Source organism: Bacillus sp. BML-BC051, assembly GCF_019656175.1.
Lineage (GTDB): Bacteria > Bacillota > Bacilli > Bacillales > Bacillaceae_G > Bacillus_A > Bacillus_A mobilis.
In genome coordinates, this window is record NZ_BPLI01000010.1 from 73,100 (window position 1) to 88,587 (window position 15,488).

Here is a 15,488-nt window from a genome sequence, read left to right on the forward strand (position 1 = left end):
AGCAAAGTGCTTCATATTTACTTGCTTGAGCACAATAAAAATTTAGGGAGATTACATTTATTATGAATGCTGTACTCGTCGCAGTAGCAGTTATGCTATTGCTTAGTTTGTTACGTGTCCAGGTCATTGTCGCCATCATTGTTGGAGCTTTAACAGGCGGAATTATCGGCGGACTCGGTATTTCAGAAACGATTAACACTTTTACAACTGGCCTTGGAAACAGTGCTCCAATCGCTTTAAGTTATGCAATGCTTGGCGGTTTCGCTATTTCCCTTTCTAAAACAGGACTTCCAGATGCCATGATTCAAACTGCATTAAAATGGATTGGCAATGAACAAGACACGAAAAAACAAGTTTATTCTAAAATACTTATTTTATTCATCATTTTAACGATGGCTTGCTTCTCACAAAATGTGATTCCTGTTCATATCGCTTTCATCCCCATCTTAATTCCAGCACTATTAAAAGTACTAAATGAGCTGAAAGTGGATCGCAGACTTGTTACATGTATTATTACATTCGGATTGATTACTCCTTATATGTGGATTCCAGCGGGGTTCGGAAAAATTTATCATGACGTATTACAAACAAATGCTGCGCAAAGCGGTCTTACATTTGATGTCGCACTTATTCCAAAAGCAATGACTATTCCAGCAATCGGTATGATTATTGGATTATGTGTAGCCGTATTTATTACGTACCGGAAACCTCGTACGTATGAAACAGAACAAGTTCATACTACGGCAAATGAAATCGTTCCCTACACAAAACGTAGCATTACTTTCGGATTATTATCTATCATAGCTACATTAATTGTTCAATTAGCAACGGAATCAATGATTTTCGGTGCGTTAGCAGGGATTATCGTCTTATCAGTAAGTGGTAGTCTACCTCTTAAAGAAGCAGATGCGATATTAACAAGCGGAATGCGCATGATGTCCTTTATCGGTTTTGTTATGATCGCTGCCGCTGGATTTGGCGCTGTTCTTCGAAAAACAGGACATGTTGAATCTCTTGTGCAAACGAGTGCACATATAATTGGAAATAACAAGCCACTCGCTGCATTTCTTATGCTTGTGATTGGACTTCTCGTTACGATGGGAATTGGTTCATCCTTTTCAACCATCCCTATCTTAACAACAATTTTTGTACCTCTTTGCATGCAGCTTGGATTTAGTCCAATGGCCACAATTGCAATTATCGGTACAGCCGGAGCGCTAGGCGATGCCGGATCACCAGCATCAGATAGTACACTTGGACCAACATCCGGTTTAAATGCTGATGGTCAACACCATCATATATGGGATACATGTGTACCAACGTTTCTACACTATAATATACCGTTACTTATATTCGGCTTTATTGCCGCAATTACATTATAAAAGGTGCGTTTTATACGCACCTTTTACCTTTTTATTTTTCCTTTTAATTGTTGCAAAGCTATTTTCCCATTTTCTTCGTCATAACTTTCAATTTTGATGAGTGGCGGGCCTATCCATTCACTGTCTACGCTCCCGTTCAGTCCAGTAATTTTCAATTTATCCGGTATACAGATATTTAAATTTTTCGCTGCTCGCATTAACTCAAAAGTAACCTTATCACTTGAAGTTACAATTCCATCAATATACGGATAGGTTTGCAATAATGTAATAAACTGTTTATTCGTATACCCTTGTACACATTCTTCTCGATAAGAGATTCCTTCCTCCCAAACAGCGTCTAAAAATCCCGATATGTGCTCTTCCATTGCTTCACTATCTTCTCCCTCACCGAAATAAGCAAGAAAGTGACAACCCTTCTCTTTTAATAAAGAAACCGCTCTTTGTCCACTTTCATAATAATTTGCATGTGATTTTTTTTCCTCGATCACAACAAACGGAAGTGGAATTTCTCCTATACTTTTAAAAACTGAGTTTGTCAAAATAACACCTGCAACGTTATTTTCCTTCAACATATGTATGTATCTATCTTTATTCTCTATATTACAAACAATGATTTGATATCCTTCTTTATATGCTATTTCCTCAATACAATGTAGCAAAGTGATGTTTGATGGGTTATATAAATTATCTACAAGTAATGCAATTATCGTTGAATTCTCTTTAAACAATGGCTTTGCTGTACTATTTGGCCTATAACGTAATTCCTCAATTGCTTCCTTTACTTGTTTTACTGTGTCCTCATGAACGTATCCTTTTTCATTAATAACTCGTGAAACGGTTGCGACTGAAACACCTGCCAATTTTGCAACATCACGTATAGTTGCCACATCGTCACCCCTTAATATGGTAATAGATTACAATTTTACGGTAACCTAAATTACAATATTCGTCAAGGTTAATAACTTATATTTCTGAAAATTGTTACATCATTACACTAAACGATACTCTAACTGAATTTCATGTAAAATTGGGATATTATCATACCCAATACTTGGAATTTCTTTCTTTATTTTTCGTGCCTCTTCCACTGCATTCACATATAAATTCGTCATCACAAAATTACGTTTTTGGTAAAAACGTAACGCATTCATATTATCATTTGTTGTTATGAGCCACACCCGCCCGCACCGCTCTTCTTCCGCAACTTGTAATACACACTCCACAAGTTTTGTTCCTATTCCTTTTCTTTCTTCAAAGCTATCTAACGATACAATTTCACACATATTTCCGGTCACTTCATACGTTATAATTCCGATTATTCTGTCATCAAGGAACGCAACAAATCCTGGCAACTCTTCTAACTGATGCCCCTTCCCATGTGAAACCATCAATGAACTCCCCCAGTTCTCACACATGAACATTCGGATTGTTTCTTTCATCACTGGCGTAATTTTTTGTATATACACCATTTCCTATTTCTCCCCCTTTCTATCATTGTGATACAATATAAGTGTATCACATGTAACGGTATTTGGAGGATGAGGTAAAGTATGAAACGTTTTTTTGCAACATTGTTTACTATACTAGGTGCGATAACTGCCCTTGGGATTTTCTTTACAAATAAAGTGATGTACTTAAAGAAAAAAACAGAGGAAGAAGTACTCGAAAGAGAAACGAAAAAACATTTTCGTATAGAGGATTTTGATGCTCTTCATAAAGAAGAAATTCATATCCCTTCGCAATTCGGATATGATCTTCACGGATATTACATTCCTGCTGGTCATTCCAATAAGTTTATGATTTTTTGTCACGGCGTAACTGTAAATAAAATGAACTCTGTAAAATATGCAAGGTTATTTTTAGACAGAGGGTATAATGTCGTTATTTATGATCATCGTCGTCATGGTAAAACTGGCGGAAAAACAACAAGCTATGGATACTATGAAAAACATGATTTAAAATCAGTAGTTGACTGGCTAAAAAGTCGTTTTGGAAAAAATATAACACTCGGTATTCATGGTGAATCTATGGGAGCTGCAACACTTCTTCAATACGCAGGACTTGTAGAAGATGGTGCTGATTTCTATATTGCAGATTGTCCTTTTTCTGATTTCTACGGGCAATTACAACACCGCTTAAAGGTTGAATTCCATTTACCTAAATGGCCTTTATTACCTCTAGCAAATGCTTTTTTAAAAGTGCGTGAAGGTTATACGATTCGCGAAGTTTCACCAATCGATTGTATAAAAAACATTAACAATCCCGTCCTCTTTATTCATAGTAAAGATGATGATTATATTTTGGCTGATATGACGAAAGCACTATATGAAGCAAAAGAAAACAATAAACAACTTTATATTGCAGAACACGGCGCACACGCTTGCTCTTATAACGAAAATAAAGAGGAATATGAAGCAGCCGTTGATCAATTTTTAAACTCATATGTAAAAGAAACAAAAAACAGGCTTGCATAAGCCTGTTTTTTTTATTGCGCTAAAACGTCTGTAACTTGTTCCATGTTTTCAGAAATCCATTGCATTGCATCATCTAACGTTGGAAATTCTGTCGTTTGAAATGTTACTTCATCTTGAAGTAACCAAACATCCTTTGACTCTTGTCCTACACCTGCAATGGACCAGTGTAACAAACTATATGGATGATTATCATTCAAAAATGATGCCCACGTGCGCTCATTTGCAATATTTCGTAATGTACGTAATTGTTTATCCATCTTTCGTCACCTTACTCTAGTCAGTTATAAAAAACATTATAACACTCTCTTCTCTCCCAAAGAAAGTGCTCTTTTTACCCCGCATTAACGGGCAGTAAAACTCCCACCTCAAAACTCAGCTAAAACAAAGAAGTTAGGTGGGAGTTTTACTGCCCCTAAAAGCCCGATTGGTTCAACTAATAATTAGTGGGGGATACCTCCCCCACTAATTAAAGTTTCACTTTATATTGTCAAGTACTTCTCTTAATTATATGATGAAATTAAGCGTTTGGGAAGGAGGGATAGCGTTGGCTAAAGTACAAATTAAAGTAAATGATAATGGCTCTTTTCGCGTTACAGGGGACGTGGAATTAGTCGATTCACAAGGGAATGTATTCCCAGCAAAGCCGGCATTTTCTTTATGCCGTTGTGGTTTATCAAAAAATATGCCTTATTGCGATGCTTCGCATAAAGGTAAATTCGAATCTGTTGTTAGAGCACCAGAGGCAGAATAATTCCACATGTGACATGCACATTTTTTTGTGCATGTTTTTCTTTTTTACACTTCCGTTATATCCCTTCTCCTTACAACATTTCTCACACTTTTGTCTCCATGCCAAGCTACATGTATTTTCACACAATTCTTCACATTCGAATATTTTTTACTAGCCTTTTATCTTTTTTGTGCTATAATTTGAGCAAACAACATCCTTCGGGGTCGGGTGAAATTCCCAACCGGCGGTGATGAAGTGCAAACTTCTAAGTCCGTGACCCGTTTTCAACTCGAAAACGGTGGATCTAGTGAAACTCTAGGGCCGACAGTATAGTCTGGATGGGAGAAGGATATGTTTTCTAGTAATTTTATATAGCGAATACACTTTTATTTCAGTATGCATATTTTTAAAGTTTCATTTTGAATCTTTATATATGTTTTATTTTGTATACTTATGTTTCTATACTGGAATAAAAAGATACGACTAGCGTTTGAAAAATTCGATATTTTGCTAGGTTTTTTCCTTATGCAAAAATATCAATCATCGTTAGGTTTCTTTCCTATACTTTCGTATTCGAACTATATTTCTAGAAATCACGTCTCCCAAACCCCAAGGATATAAAATCCTTGGGGTTTTTTGATTTTTTCAGGAGAGGTGAAGAGAATGACAGATCAAGAATATATGAGGATTGCCCTGCAGTTAGCAGAAGGAACATCCGGACAAACAAGTCCAAATCCTATGGTTGGTGCTGTTGTTGTAAAAGATGGAAACATCGTCGGTATGGGAGCTCATTTGCGTGCTGGTGAAGAACACGCAGAAGTTCATGCTCTTCATATGGCTGGTGAGAAAGCAAAAGGAGCTACCGTTTATGTAACACTTGAACCGTGTAGCCATTTTGGAAAAACACCACCTTGCTGTGAATTACTCATCGAAAAGGAAGTTAAGCGAGTTGTAATTGCTACTCTTGATTGCAACCCTCTCGTTTCTGGTAATGGAAAAAAGAGATTAGAAGAAGCTGGCATCGACGTAACTACCGGTGTTCTTGAAGCAGAAGCCACCTTATTAAATCGTTTCTTTTTTCACTACATGAAAACGAAACGTCCATTTGTAACCATAAAAACAGCGATGAGCTTAGATGGGAAAACAGCAACTGTCACTGGTGAAAGTAAGTGGATTACAGGTGAAAAAGCACGAGCTGATGTTCACCAATATCGCCATACACATGATGCGATTCTCGTTGGAGTAAATACAGTTATAGCTGATAATCCGCATTTAACGACAAGAATTCCTAACGGGGGTAAACATCCTATACGTGTTATTTTAGATACCCATTTACGAACACCACCATCTTCTCATGTCATCAAAGATGGTTTAGTACCGACATGGATTTTTGTCGGTAAGGATGTAAATAAAGAGAAAATAGCTTCTTATGAATCTGAAAATGTAACTATATTCCAAATGAAAACGAAGCAAATTGAAATTGAGGACCTCCTTTTCTTTCTTGGAGAGAAGCAAATTCTTTCTTTATTCGTTGAAGGAGGCCAATCGATTCATGCAAGCTTCTTACAAACAAAGCATTTCAATGAAATTATAACTTATATAAGCCCGATATTAATTGGCGGGAAAGATGCCCCTACTTTATTTGGCGGAAATGGTTTCGCAGCATTACAAGATGCACTTTCCTTGGAGATTCAAGAGATGAAACAAATTGGCGATGATATAAAAATCGTTGCGAATGCCCGAAGCGAGGTGACGGAATGTTTACAGGAATTGTAGAAGAGTTAGGAACGATTACAAACATGCAACAAAGCGGAGAAGCGATGAAGTTAACGATCCATGCAAATAAAATTTTATCAGATGCTCACTTAGGTGATAGTATCGCGGTTAACGGTATTTGCTTAACTGTAACGAGTTTCACAACAACTTCATTTACAGTGGACGCAATGCCTGAAACGATGCAATCAACATCACTTCGCATGCTTAAACCACACTCTAAAGTAAATTTAGAGCGGGCGATGACTGCAAACGGACGATTCGGTGGACATTTCGTTTCAGGACATATTGATGGCATCGGAACTATATTAAACAAAAAACAACACTATAATGCCGTCTATTACAAAATAGCTATTGCTGATGAATTACTGCGCTATTGTTTGCATAAAGGATCCATCGCTGTTGATGGAACGAGTTTAACAATATTTGATATAGACGAATCTTCCATCACAATCTCACTCATCCCGCACACAGTAAGTGAATCTGTTATCGGTGGAAAGAATGCCGGTGACATCGTAAACATTGAGTGTGACATGATCGGTAAATATATCGAACGCTTTATTTCTAAACCTGTAAATCGAACTGGTTCAATGAGCAAAAGCTTTTTACAAGAAAACGGATTTCTATAAGGGGGAAGCATGATGTTTCATCGTATTGAAGAAGCTCTAGAAGATTTAAAACAAGGAAAAGTCGTTATCGTATGTGATGATGAAAACCGCGAAAATGAAGGCGATTTTATCGCTTTAGCAGAGTATATTACGCCGGAAACGATTAACTTTATGATTACACATGGGCGCGGCCTCGTTTGTGTACCGATTACGGAAGGGTACGCAGAACGTCTACAATTAGAACCAATGGTAGCTCATAATACGGATTCGCATCATACTGCATTTACAGTGAGTATTGATCATGTTTCTACAACAACAGGAATAAGCGCTCACGAACGGGCAACTACGATACAAGAATTGTTAAACCCTGCATCAAAAGGTGCTGATTTCAATCGTCCTGGACATATCTTTCCATTAATCGCGAAAGAGGGTGGTGTCCTGCGCCGCGCTGGTCATACAGAAGCTGCTGTCGATTTAGCACAGCTTTGCGGAGCAGAACCAGCTGGAGTTATTTGTGAGATTATTAATGAGGACGGTACGATGGCACGCGTACCTGATTTACTACAGTGTGCAAAACAATTTGATATAAAAATGATTACAATAGAAGATTTAATTGCTTATCGCCGCCACCATGAAACATTAGTGACGAGAGAAGTAGAAATTACATTACCTACAGATTTCGGTACTTTCCATGCAATTGGCTATTCTAATTCATTAGATACGAAAGAACATATCGCACTCGTAAAAGGTGATATTTCAACAGGAGAGCCTGTGCTTGTACGCGTTCATTCAGAGTGCTTAACAGGTGATGTATTTGGCTCATGCCGTTGTGATTGCGGACCACAACTCCATGCTGCACTTGCTCAGATTGAGCGTGAAGGAAAAGGCGTTCTTCTCTATATGAGACAAGAAGGACGAGGCATCGGCCTTCTTAATAAGCTTCGCGCTTATAAGTTACAAGAAGAAGGATTCGATACTGTAGAAGCAAACGAAAAACTTGGATTCCCAGCTGATTTGCGTGATTACGGTATTGGCGCTCAAATTTTAAAAGATTTAGGTTTACAACATTTACGATTATTAACAAATAACCCGCGAAAAATTGCTGGCTTACAAGGTTACGATTTAGAAGTAATCGAGCGTGTACCATTGCAAATGCCAACAAAAGAAGAGAATAAAACGTATTTACAAACGAAAGTAAACAAATTAGGACATTTACTAAACTTATAATAAAGGGAGAGATTCATTATGGTATTCGAAGGTCATTTAGTTGGTACAGGATTAAAAGTTGGGGTTGTTGTTGGACGTTTTAATGAATTTATTACAAGTAAGTTACTCGGCGGAGCTTTAGATGGATTAAAGCGCCACGGTGTAGAAGAAACTGATATTGATGTTGCTTGGGTTCCTGGCGCATTTGAAATTCCTTTAATCGCTAAAAAGATGGCTAGTAGCGGAAAATATGATGCGGTTATTACGCTAGGTACTGTAATTCGCGGTGCTACAACACATTACGATTACGTTTGTAATGAAGTAGCAAAAGGGGTTGCATCTTTATCACTACAAACAGACATCCCCGTTATTTTCGGTGTATTAACGACTGAAACGATTGAGCAAGCAATTGAACGCGCAGGCACGAAAGCTGGTAATAAAGGCTATGAATCTGCCGTTGCTGCGATTGAAATGGCTCACTTATCAAAACAATGGGCATAAAAAAAGAGGCTGCGGCCTCTTTTTTTATTTCTTTACTTTTTTCCGTACATCTTTTATTAATTCATCCATTGTTTTTCCTTCTGTTTGTATACGAAGCGTTTGTGCTGTTCTCCATACATTCTCTCTTTTCTTCGCTTCTTCTATAATAGTAATTTCTTTTCGGACTTCCTTTAAATCTTTCCCTTCTGTTTTCAACCCAAAATGTTCAGCTTTCGTTCGAAAATGTTGTTCAATTCGTTGTTGCATCTCTTTTTGTTCAGGATTTTCGGCAGCCTTAACTGGATCAGTACTTATTGCTTTTAGTAAAATTAGACAAGTCATAATCGCTAATATATATTTGTGCATGTAAAATCCTCCAACCCAATATAAATTACATATTTACTATGTACAATTGGGGCTTGGAAAATTCGTCCACCAAAATTCTTTTTTTTACTCAAAAACCAATAGTATCAAGCGTTTACAACTATTTATTACATTTTATTTACAAAAAAGCAAACTCTTTTACAAGTTTGCTTTTTATCTACCTTATAATGCACATTCTTCAATCTCAAATCCTAAATCTTCAATCATACCCCAGTCTGCAGTCGGCTCTTGCCCAGCTGTTGTTAAATAATCTCCAACAAAGATAGAGTTTGCTGCAAATAAACCGATTGGCTGCACAGAGCGTAAATTGATTTCACGTCCTCCTGAAATGCGAATTTCTTTCGTTGGGTTTACAAAACGCATCATTGCCAGCACTTTTAAACATTCTACTGGTGTTAATTCTTTTTGTCCTTCAAGCGGTGTACCCTTTACAGCAACAAGGAAATTACATGGAATTGAGTCTGCATCTATACGTTGTAATTCAAATGCAATTTCAGCGCGTTCTTCTATTGTCTCCCCCATTCCAAAAATCGCCCCAGAGCATGGTGAAATACCCGCTTGTTTCGCTTTTTGAACTGTATCAACACGATCGTCATACGTATGAGTGGAGCAAATACTTTCGTAATTATTTGCATGTGTATTTAAGTTGTGGTTATAACGATGTACACCCGCTTCCGCTAAACGTCCTGCTTGATCTTCGTTTAAGAAACCTAAACAACAACAAATTTTCAAATCTGTCGTTTCACGGATCTCCTTAACGGCTCCAATTACGTGATTCACCTCTTTATCCGTCGGGCGACGACCAGATGCTACAATACAATATGTACCCGCTTTACGGCGAATTGCTTCGTGTGCTCCTTCTATGATCTTTTCCTGCGTTAGCCATGCATATTTATCAATCGGCGCCTCTGAAATAATAGACTGTGAACAATATCCGCAATCTTCAGGACATAATCCAGATTTCGTATTAATAATCATATTTAATTTTACTTTCTTACCAAAGTGATGATGGCGAATGATGTAAGCTGCATTCATAATCTCTAAAACTTCTGTCTCATCAGCTTCTAATATCGCTATTGCATCCTCTTTCGTAATCATTTTCTCTTCTACTACGTCATATGCAAGTTTTTTCCAATCCCTTTTTGTTTGTACTTGTTTCATTTCATCTCTTCCCCTCTTTTGTTATGTGCATAAATAAAGCGTGATACGTCGCCATTATCCCTTCATTTTCCGTGAAGTCTCTTTCGTATATGCGAAGCATCGCACGAAAGAGTGAGGGACTTTGACAATAGGATTCTTCATTACTATTAGTCGCTCCTACTTTTCGAATAGAGTGTAGAAACTCCCTAACTTCTGTAAACCTCTCTATGTAACATGTTTCAGAAACATGCACATCCCCTGTTTCTATTTCACATATATGACGCAACTGATTTTTCGAATAAAAACGTTGCCCAATCGATGTTTCATTTTGTATATCTTTTTCTTCTTTCGCCCGCTGGAACGAAGCATGCAATTCTTGAAATGTTTCGTGTCCAAACGTTGAAAAGAGTAATATCCCATTTATAGACAAATGATGAAATAAATTTCTTATCACTTGTTTTAAATCATTTAGCCATTGAAATGTGGCATTCGAAATAATGACATCATACGTTTCTTCTAGTCGTAATCTTTCGATATCCTCACAGTAAAACATTACATTTTTCACATTTTGTCTAGTTTTCGCAACCTCAATCATACTTTCAGCAAAATCAATGGCTGTAATATGCGCTTTCGGAAATAAGTTTGATAATTGCTCTGTAACATATCCTGTCCCGCATCCAAGTTCTAAAATACGTATCGTTGAATTTGCACTATATCGCCGATTCAATGTAGAAAGTAATGAATGTGCCATCTTTTTTTGTACATTTGCATATTGATCGTAGGATACAGCTGCCACGTTAAACCGTTTTTGTAGTAACGTTTTGTTGATCATTTCGTATCCCCTCTACAAATTGAATTATCTCATTTCCGCAATATTCGAAATTCGTTACGCATAATGCGTGTCCAGCCTCACTTACTACCTTGAGCGTGGCAGTCTCATTCTCAGCCATACTACGCGCTGCAGATAATGGGCATATTACATCCTGCTCTCCGTGAATAAGTAGGATAGGAACTTTAACCTCTTTCAGTTCTTCCCTCATATCTGCTTCTATTAAATACTCCAAACCTAATTGCAAAGACTGAATAGAATCACCTTTAAAGCGTTTTATCATATCTTCAAACCTTTTATTCTCTTTCAGCTCATCTTTTGTAAACATATTTTCATAAAACCGCTTGAGCGTATCTTTTTTCTTTCTCGCTACATTCTTTTTCAGCCGTTCTACATGCAAAGCATTCCATCCACTCGTATAGTCGCTCGTATTTGTAAATTTAGCAGTGCCACCAATTAATACGATACCTTTCGCCTTAATCTTTTTATGAACTTGAACTGCCGCTAACGCTCCTAGTGACCATCCAACTAAAATTACATTTTCATCTTTTGCTACATCTATTATTCGCCCCGCAAATTCACTTTGTTCTCTCACATTACGCCAATTGATACATTGAACAGAATATCCTTTAAAATACGGCAGAACTAAAGTCCAAACACCTTCCTCCATTCCCCATCCAGGAATAAAAATAATCTTTAGCTCTTTCATACTAAAAATCCCTCTTCTTTACCAATGCGTATAATATGCTGAATAGCCCAGTTCAAATCAGCTATTGTATGTTGGGACGTAACTGCAAAACGGACCCGTGAACTATTAACTGGAACTGTTGGTGGACGAATTGCAATTGCTGCAATACCTACCTCTTGCAACCTTTTACTAAACCGTAAAGCTGTTTCATTTGAACCGACTACAATCGGTACAATATGAGTTGAGCTATTCCCAATATCAAAACCAGCTTCTTGCAAATGTGTCCTAAAATAGGCCCCATTCTCTATAAGTCTCTCTCTTCTTTCATTATCTTCTTTCACAATTTCAATTGCTTTTTGTACCGCTCCTAATGTTCCTGGCGGTAATGCAGTAGTAAAAATAAAGCTTCTCATCATATTTTGTAAATACTCTATATAAATTGCATCGCCTGTCAAATACGCACCATAACACCCTAAAGCCTTGCTAAACGTCCCCATGTGTATATCAATTTTTTGAGCAACATCTTTTTCTATATGGGACAATCCTGCTCCATTCATTCCATATATTCCACTCGCATGTGCTTCATCAACTATAATCATTGCTCCATATTTCTCTTTTATGTGCACTAACTCTCGTAAATATGCAGTATCACCATCCATACTAAAAACAGTATCCGTTACGATTAATTTCTTCTTTTTGGGCGGTGCTACTTGCAACAACTTCTCTAAATGATCTAAATCATTATGACGATATCTTTTATGCTCTGCCCCGCTTAATATAATTCCATCAACGATGCTTGCGTGATTTAATTTATCACTAAACACAATATCGTGACGACAGGCTAATGAAGAAATCACTCCAACATTTGCCGTATATCCACTATTTACAACTAAGGCTTTTTCAGTGCCTTTCCAATCGCATATACTTCTCTCAGTCTCTTCATACAGTGAATAATTTCCCACAACGAGCCTTGATGCTGTCGCCCCAGTTCCATATTTTCTTGTGCATGCTATAGCAGCTTCTTTTAACCTCTCATCTCCAGCTAACCCTAAATAATTATTTGACGCTAAATTTAGCATCCTTGTTTCATCTCGGATAAGCCATGTCTCTTCTGCTTGTTCTGTTACATGTAAATTGCGATACTGCCCTTGCTCATTTAATTGTTGTAATTTAGATTGGAGATGTGTGCGCCACGTTTGATTCATTTCGGATGAACTCCTCTAATTTTGAAATCATTATATACTCTTTTGCAGATTTCAAGACTTCTTCTTTTGTAAACTCACCTTCAAAGAATGGTAATAAACCTAAAACCGGTACCCCACTTAGCTCTTCAATCATTTCTTTATTTTCTTGTACTCTTTCCATTTCACATTCTTTACAGCCGGATAAAATTACACCTGCTACTGTTAAGCCCTGTGCCTTTGCATAAGCAATCGTTAAAACGGTATGATTTACTGTTCCTAATGTAGGACGTGCTACTACAATAAGAGGAAGCTGTAATTCTTTTGCGAAATCAATTACTAAAGCATCTTCTGTGTACGGAACGGCCAGTCCGCCTGCTCCTTCTACAAGTAGACTATTAAACTCTTTCAATCGTTCATTATAGTGATCCATAATGTCTTTTAAATGTACTACTCTTCCAGCTCTTTTCATGGCAAGTCTCGGAGCAAGCGGTTCTTCAATAGAATAAGGACAAATTTCATCTTCTTTTGTCGGTACACCTGATAATGCCTTTAACCTTGCTGCATCTCCCTCTGGATTTGATGCAACATGTCCACTTTGCAACGGTTTGTATACCCCTATGTTATATCCCAATTCTCTAAATACACCTGCTAATGCACCTGCAACTACAGTTTTCCCCACTTCAGTATCCGTTGCTGTTACAAAAAAACCACTCATTATTCTCCCTCCGTAACACCCGAGATTGCTTTATACAAAATACGTAACATATCATCAATCTCATCCATTGTAGAAGCAAGAGGAGGCATAAATACAATCGTATTACCGAGCGGTCGTATAATCATGCCCAGCTCTCTTGAGCGTTTACATACTTGAACACCGACTCTCTCTGTCCATTCAAACGCTTCTTTTGTTTCCTTATTCTTCACAAGTTCAATTCCAACCATTAACCCGCACTGACGAATATCCCCTACATGTTTATATGCAAAGAGCTCTTCCAATTGCGTCGCCACATATTCTGTCTTACGTGCCACCTCTTCTATTAAATTTGTTTTCTCGTATAGTTCTAGATTCGCAATTGCTACCGCACACCCTAACGGATTCCCTGTATAACTATGACCGTGGAAAAACGTTTTTTGTTCTTCATATTCGCCTAAAAAGGCATTATAAATTTCATCTGTCGTTACGGTGATTGCAACTGGTAAATATCCGCCCGTTAAACCTTTTCCGGCTGTTAAAATGTCCGGCGTTACATTTTCATGTTCACATGCAAACATTTTCCCGGTACGCCCAAATCCAGTAGCTACCTCATCTGTAATAAATAAAACATTATATTTAGTACATAAATTACGTAGCCCTTTTAAGTATCCTTTTGGCATTGTAATCATACCGCCAGCACCTTGCATTAAAGGTTCTACAATTATCGCTGCAATTTCTTCATGTTTGTCTTTCAGCAGCTCTTCCATTTCTTCTAAATGTTTTTTTACAATTTCCTCCTTATTATTTCCATAAGGAGAACGATATGTATATGGATAAGGCATTTTAATTGCCTCAAATAAAAGTGAACTATACACTTGGTGAAACAAGTCTATTGCTCCTACTGAAACAGCTCCAATTGTATCACCGTGATACGCTTCTTTTAATGTTACAAATCTTTGTTTCTTCGGTTTTCCTTTATGCTGCCAATATTGAAATGCCATCTTAATTGCAATTTCAACAGCGCTAGAACCGGAGTCGGAATAGAATACTTTCTTCAAACCTTCTGGTACAACTTCAATTATTTTTTCTGCTAATAAAATAGATGGAACGTTAGCAAGTCCTAGCATAGTAGAATGGGCAATTTTATTTAATTGCCCACGAATTGCTTCATCTAATTCTGGCACTTGATGTCCGTGAACATTTAACCAAATAGACGAAACACCGTCCCAATATTCATTTCCATTTACATCGTATAGCTTTCTTCCCTCTCCACGTTCAATAATGACAGGATCTTCTTCTAAATAATCTTTCATTTGTGTAAACGGATGCCATACATAAGCTTTATTTTTCTCCGATAATTCTTCATATGTATAAGACGATTTTTCAGTCGTATTACTATTAACAGTCATAATTGCCACTCCTAATGTTAACTATTTTATAAATATAGTTAACATTAAATTTAAATGACTGTCAATTATTTTTAGATCAAATAGTTCTTAAAAAAGAACAACTTATCATACGATAAGTTGTTCTACTTTCCGTGTTGTATCTTTCCAATTTCTAAAATAATCTCTTCATCTTTTTTTCCTTCTGTATCAATTCCAAGTTGTTTTGCATGTTCAATCAATAAATCATGACGCTTCTCAAATCTTGCGGTATTTACTTCTTTCGTAACCTCTTCTTTTGTTTTCCCTTCAGTAGAAACTCCTAGTTTCTCAGCTGCTTTTTCCATCGACTTCTTCTCTTCCGTTTCTTTCACTTTCTTCACTTCTGACTGCTGTATTTGCTTTTGCTTCGCCTGCTCTGATTCAGCTGCAAAAGCTGTGTAAATTCCAGCACTTCCGCCAATGACTAGTAAGGTGGTAAAAAGAATTATTTTTTTCTTCACTCTTTCCTCCCCTTTCAAATTCATTATA

Annotated in this window: 18 protein-coding genes and 1 riboswitch; of the genes, 7 read left to right on the forward strand and 11 right to left on the reverse strand. The window is 37.2% G+C overall.

Annotated features, from left to right (window positions below):
* The first annotated feature begins 62 nt into the window (after nucleotides 1-62).
* Nucleotides 63-1,382, forward strand: coding sequence for a Na+/H+ antiporter family protein (locus K5S59_RS04060; RefSeq protein ID WP_000994829.1), 1,320 nt, complete (start codon nucleotides 63-65; stop codon nucleotides 1,380-1,382).
* Nucleotides 1,383-1,405: 23 nt separating this feature from the next.
* Here K5S59_RS04060 and K5S59_RS04065 read toward each other — a convergent pair whose 3' ends face one another.
* Together K5S59_RS04065 and K5S59_RS04070 are read right to left on the reverse strand one after the other, a co-directional pair.
* Nucleotides 1,406-2,269, reverse strand: a complete 864-nt coding sequence (locus K5S59_RS04065; RefSeq protein ID WP_120450850.1) for a LacI family DNA-binding transcriptional regulator — start codon at nucleotides 2,267-2,269, stop codon at nucleotides 1,406-1,408.
* Nucleotides 2,270-2,371: 102 nt separating this feature from the next.
* The gene (locus tag K5S59_RS04070; protein ID WP_000262553.1) at nucleotides 2,372-2,851 is read right to left on the reverse strand and encodes a GNAT family N-acetyltransferase; all 480 of its coding nucleotides are present in this window, start codon (nucleotides 2,849-2,851) and stop codon (nucleotides 2,372-2,374) included.
* 81 nt (nucleotides 2,852-2,932) lie between these two features.
* Here K5S59_RS04070 and K5S59_RS04075 point away from each other — a divergent pair, with 81 nt between their 5' ends.
* Nucleotides 2,933-3,856 (forward strand): alpha/beta hydrolase, encoded by a 924-nt coding sequence (locus tag K5S59_RS04075; RefSeq protein WP_220784039.1) that lies wholly within the window; start codon nucleotides 2,933-2,935, stop codon nucleotides 3,854-3,856.
* A gap of 11 nt (nucleotides 3,857-3,867) precedes the next feature.
* Here K5S59_RS04075 and K5S59_RS04080 read toward each other — a convergent pair whose 3' ends face one another.
* Nucleotides 3,868-4,113: a DUF2552 family protein gene (locus K5S59_RS04080; RefSeq protein ID WP_000360810.1), complete on the reverse strand. Its 246-nt coding sequence runs from the start codon at nucleotides 4,111-4,113 to the stop codon at nucleotides 3,868-3,870.
* Nucleotides 4,114-4,400: 287 nt separating this feature from the next.
* On the opposite strand from K5S59_RS04080, the gene K5S59_RS04085 reads away from it, so the two are divergent.
* From K5S59_RS04085 to ribH, 5 genes are all read left to right on the forward strand, one after another.
* A complete protein-coding gene (locus K5S59_RS04085; protein WP_001151582.1) occupies nucleotides 4,401-4,607 on the forward strand; it encodes a CDGSH iron-sulfur domain-containing protein in 207 nt (68 codons plus the stop codon).
* Nucleotides 4,608-4,796: 189 nt separating this feature from the next.
* Nucleotides 4,797-4,940: riboswitch (FMN riboswitch) on the forward strand.
* Between the two features lie 309 nt (nucleotides 4,941-5,249).
* Nucleotides 5,250-6,362: a bifunctional diaminohydroxyphosphoribosylaminopyrimidine deaminase/5-amino-6-(5-phosphoribosylamino)uracil reductase RibD gene (ribD, locus tag K5S59_RS04090; protein ID WP_000131978.1), complete on the forward strand. Its 1,113-nt coding sequence runs from the start codon at nucleotides 5,250-5,252 to the stop codon at nucleotides 6,360-6,362.
* Entirely contained in the window at nucleotides 6,344-6,988 is a 645-nt protein-coding gene (gene ribE / locus K5S59_RS04095) for a riboflavin synthase (RefSeq protein WP_000493926.1), read from the forward strand. Before ribD ends, ribE begins: the two co-directional genes overlap by 19 nt.
* A 12-nt stretch (nucleotides 6,989-7,000) precedes the next feature.
* A complete protein-coding gene (ribBA, locus tag K5S59_RS04100) occupies nucleotides 7,001-8,194 on the forward strand; it encodes a bifunctional 3,4-dihydroxy-2-butanone 4-phosphate synthase/GTP cyclohydrolase II (RefSeq protein ID WP_000468991.1) in 1,194 nt (397 codons plus the stop codon).
* Nucleotides 8,195-8,212: 18 nt separating this feature from the next.
* On the forward strand, nucleotides 8,213-8,674 hold the full coding sequence (ribH, locus tag K5S59_RS04105; protein ID WP_000230901.1) for a 6,7-dimethyl-8-ribityllumazine synthase: 462 nt from the start codon (nucleotides 8,213-8,215) through the stop codon (nucleotides 8,672-8,674).
* 24 nt (nucleotides 8,675-8,698) lie between these two features.
* On the opposite strand, the gene K5S59_RS04110 is transcribed toward ribH, so the two are convergent.
* The 8 genes from K5S59_RS04110 to K5S59_RS04145 form a co-directional block, all read right to left on the reverse strand.
* Nucleotides 8,699-9,019 carry a hypothetical protein gene (locus K5S59_RS04110; RefSeq protein WP_000549787.1) on the reverse strand — a complete coding sequence of 107 codons (321 nt, stop codon included), beginning with the start codon at nucleotides 9,017-9,019 and terminating at the stop codon, nucleotides 8,699-8,701.
* Between the two features lie 180 nt (nucleotides 9,020-9,199).
* Entirely contained in the window at nucleotides 9,200-10,198 is a 999-nt protein-coding gene (gene bioB, locus K5S59_RS04115; RefSeq protein ID WP_000815864.1) for a biotin synthase, read from the reverse strand.
* A 1-nt stretch (nucleotide 10,199) separates the two neighbouring features.
* A complete protein-coding gene (gene bioC / locus K5S59_RS04120) occupies nucleotides 10,200-11,009 on the reverse strand; it encodes a malonyl-ACP O-methyltransferase BioC (protein WP_000608935.1) in 810 nt (269 codons plus the stop codon).
* Entirely contained in the window at nucleotides 10,975-11,715 is a 741-nt protein-coding gene (locus tag K5S59_RS04125; protein ID WP_000661272.1) for an alpha/beta fold hydrolase, read from the reverse strand. The genes bioC and K5S59_RS04125 overlap by 35 nt, the downstream gene beginning before the upstream one ends.
* Entirely contained in the window at nucleotides 11,712-12,899 is a 1,188-nt protein-coding gene (bioF, locus tag K5S59_RS04130) for an 8-amino-7-oxononanoate synthase (protein ID WP_001077314.1), read from the reverse strand. Before bioF ends, K5S59_RS04125 begins: the two co-directional genes overlap by 4 nt.
* Entirely contained in the window at nucleotides 12,865-13,593 is a 729-nt protein-coding gene (gene bioD / locus K5S59_RS04135) for an ATP-dependent dethiobiotin synthetase BioD (RefSeq protein WP_000012583.1), read from the reverse strand. The genes bioF and bioD overlap by 35 nt, the downstream gene beginning before the upstream one ends.
* Entirely contained in the window at nucleotides 13,593-14,981 is a 1,389-nt protein-coding gene (gene bioA, locus K5S59_RS04140; protein ID WP_000217833.1) for an adenosylmethionine--8-amino-7-oxononanoate transaminase, read from the reverse strand. The genes bioD and bioA overlap by 1 nt, the downstream gene beginning before the upstream one ends.
* Nucleotides 14,982-15,103: 122 nt before the next feature.
* Nucleotides 15,104-15,460: a hypothetical protein gene (locus tag K5S59_RS04145; protein ID WP_000726894.1), complete on the reverse strand. Its 357-nt coding sequence runs from the start codon at nucleotides 15,458-15,460 to the stop codon at nucleotides 15,104-15,106.
* Nucleotides 15,461-15,488: the final 28 nt, after the last annotated feature.

Bases quoted from the DNA above. Each gene is read 5' to 3' on its own strand.
- bioB (WP_000815864.1), bottom strand. From the start codon at position 10,198: ATGAAACAAGTACAAACAAAAAGGGATTGGAAAAAACTTGCATATGAC.
- K5S59_RS04110 (WP_000549787.1), bottom strand. From the start codon at position 9,019: ATGCACAAATATATATTAGCGATTATGACTTGTCTAATTTTACTAAAA.
- K5S59_RS04075 (WP_220784039.1), top strand. From the start codon at position 2,933: ATGAAACGTTTTTTTGCAACATTGTTTACTATACTAGGTGCGATAACT.
- ribBA (WP_000468991.1), top strand. From the start codon at position 7,001: ATGTTTCATCGTATTGAAGAAGCTCTAGAAGATTTAAAACAAGGAAAA.
- K5S59_RS04060 (WP_000994829.1), top strand. From the start codon at position 63: ATGAATGCTGTACTCGTCGCAGTAGCAGTTATGCTATTGCTTAGTTTG.
- K5S59_RS04125 (WP_000661272.1), bottom strand. From the start codon at position 11,715: ATGAAAGAGCTAAAGATTATTTTTATTCCTGGATGGGGAATGGAGGAA.
- ribH (WP_000230901.1), top strand. From the start codon at position 8,213: ATGGTATTCGAAGGTCATTTAGTTGGTACAGGATTAAAAGTTGGGGTT.
- K5S59_RS04080 (WP_000360810.1), bottom strand. From the start codon at position 4,113: ATGGATAAACAATTACGTACATTACGAAATATTGCAAATGAGCGCACG.
- K5S59_RS04070 (WP_000262553.1), bottom strand. From the start codon at position 2,851: ATGGTGTATATACAAAAAATTACGCCAGTGATGAAAGAAACAATCCGA.
- bioA (WP_000217833.1), bottom strand. From the start codon at position 14,981: ATGACTGTTAATAGTAATACGACTGAAAAATCGTCTTATACATATGAA.
- ribD (WP_000131978.1), top strand. From the start codon at position 5,250: ATGACAGATCAAGAATATATGAGGATTGCCCTGCAGTTAGCAGAAGGA.
- bioC (WP_000608935.1), bottom strand. From the start codon at position 11,009: ATGATCAACAAAACGTTACTACAAAAACGGTTTAACGTGGCAGCTGTA.
- bioF (WP_001077314.1), bottom strand. From the start codon at position 12,899: ATGAATCAAACGTGGCGCACACATCTCCAATCTAAATTACAACAATTA.
- ribE (WP_000493926.1), top strand. From the start codon at position 6,344: ATGTTTACAGGAATTGTAGAAGAGTTAGGAACGATTACAAACATGCAA.
- bioD (WP_000012583.1), bottom strand. From the start codon at position 13,593: ATGAGTGGTTTTTTTGTAACAGCAACGGATACTGAAGTGGGGAAAACT.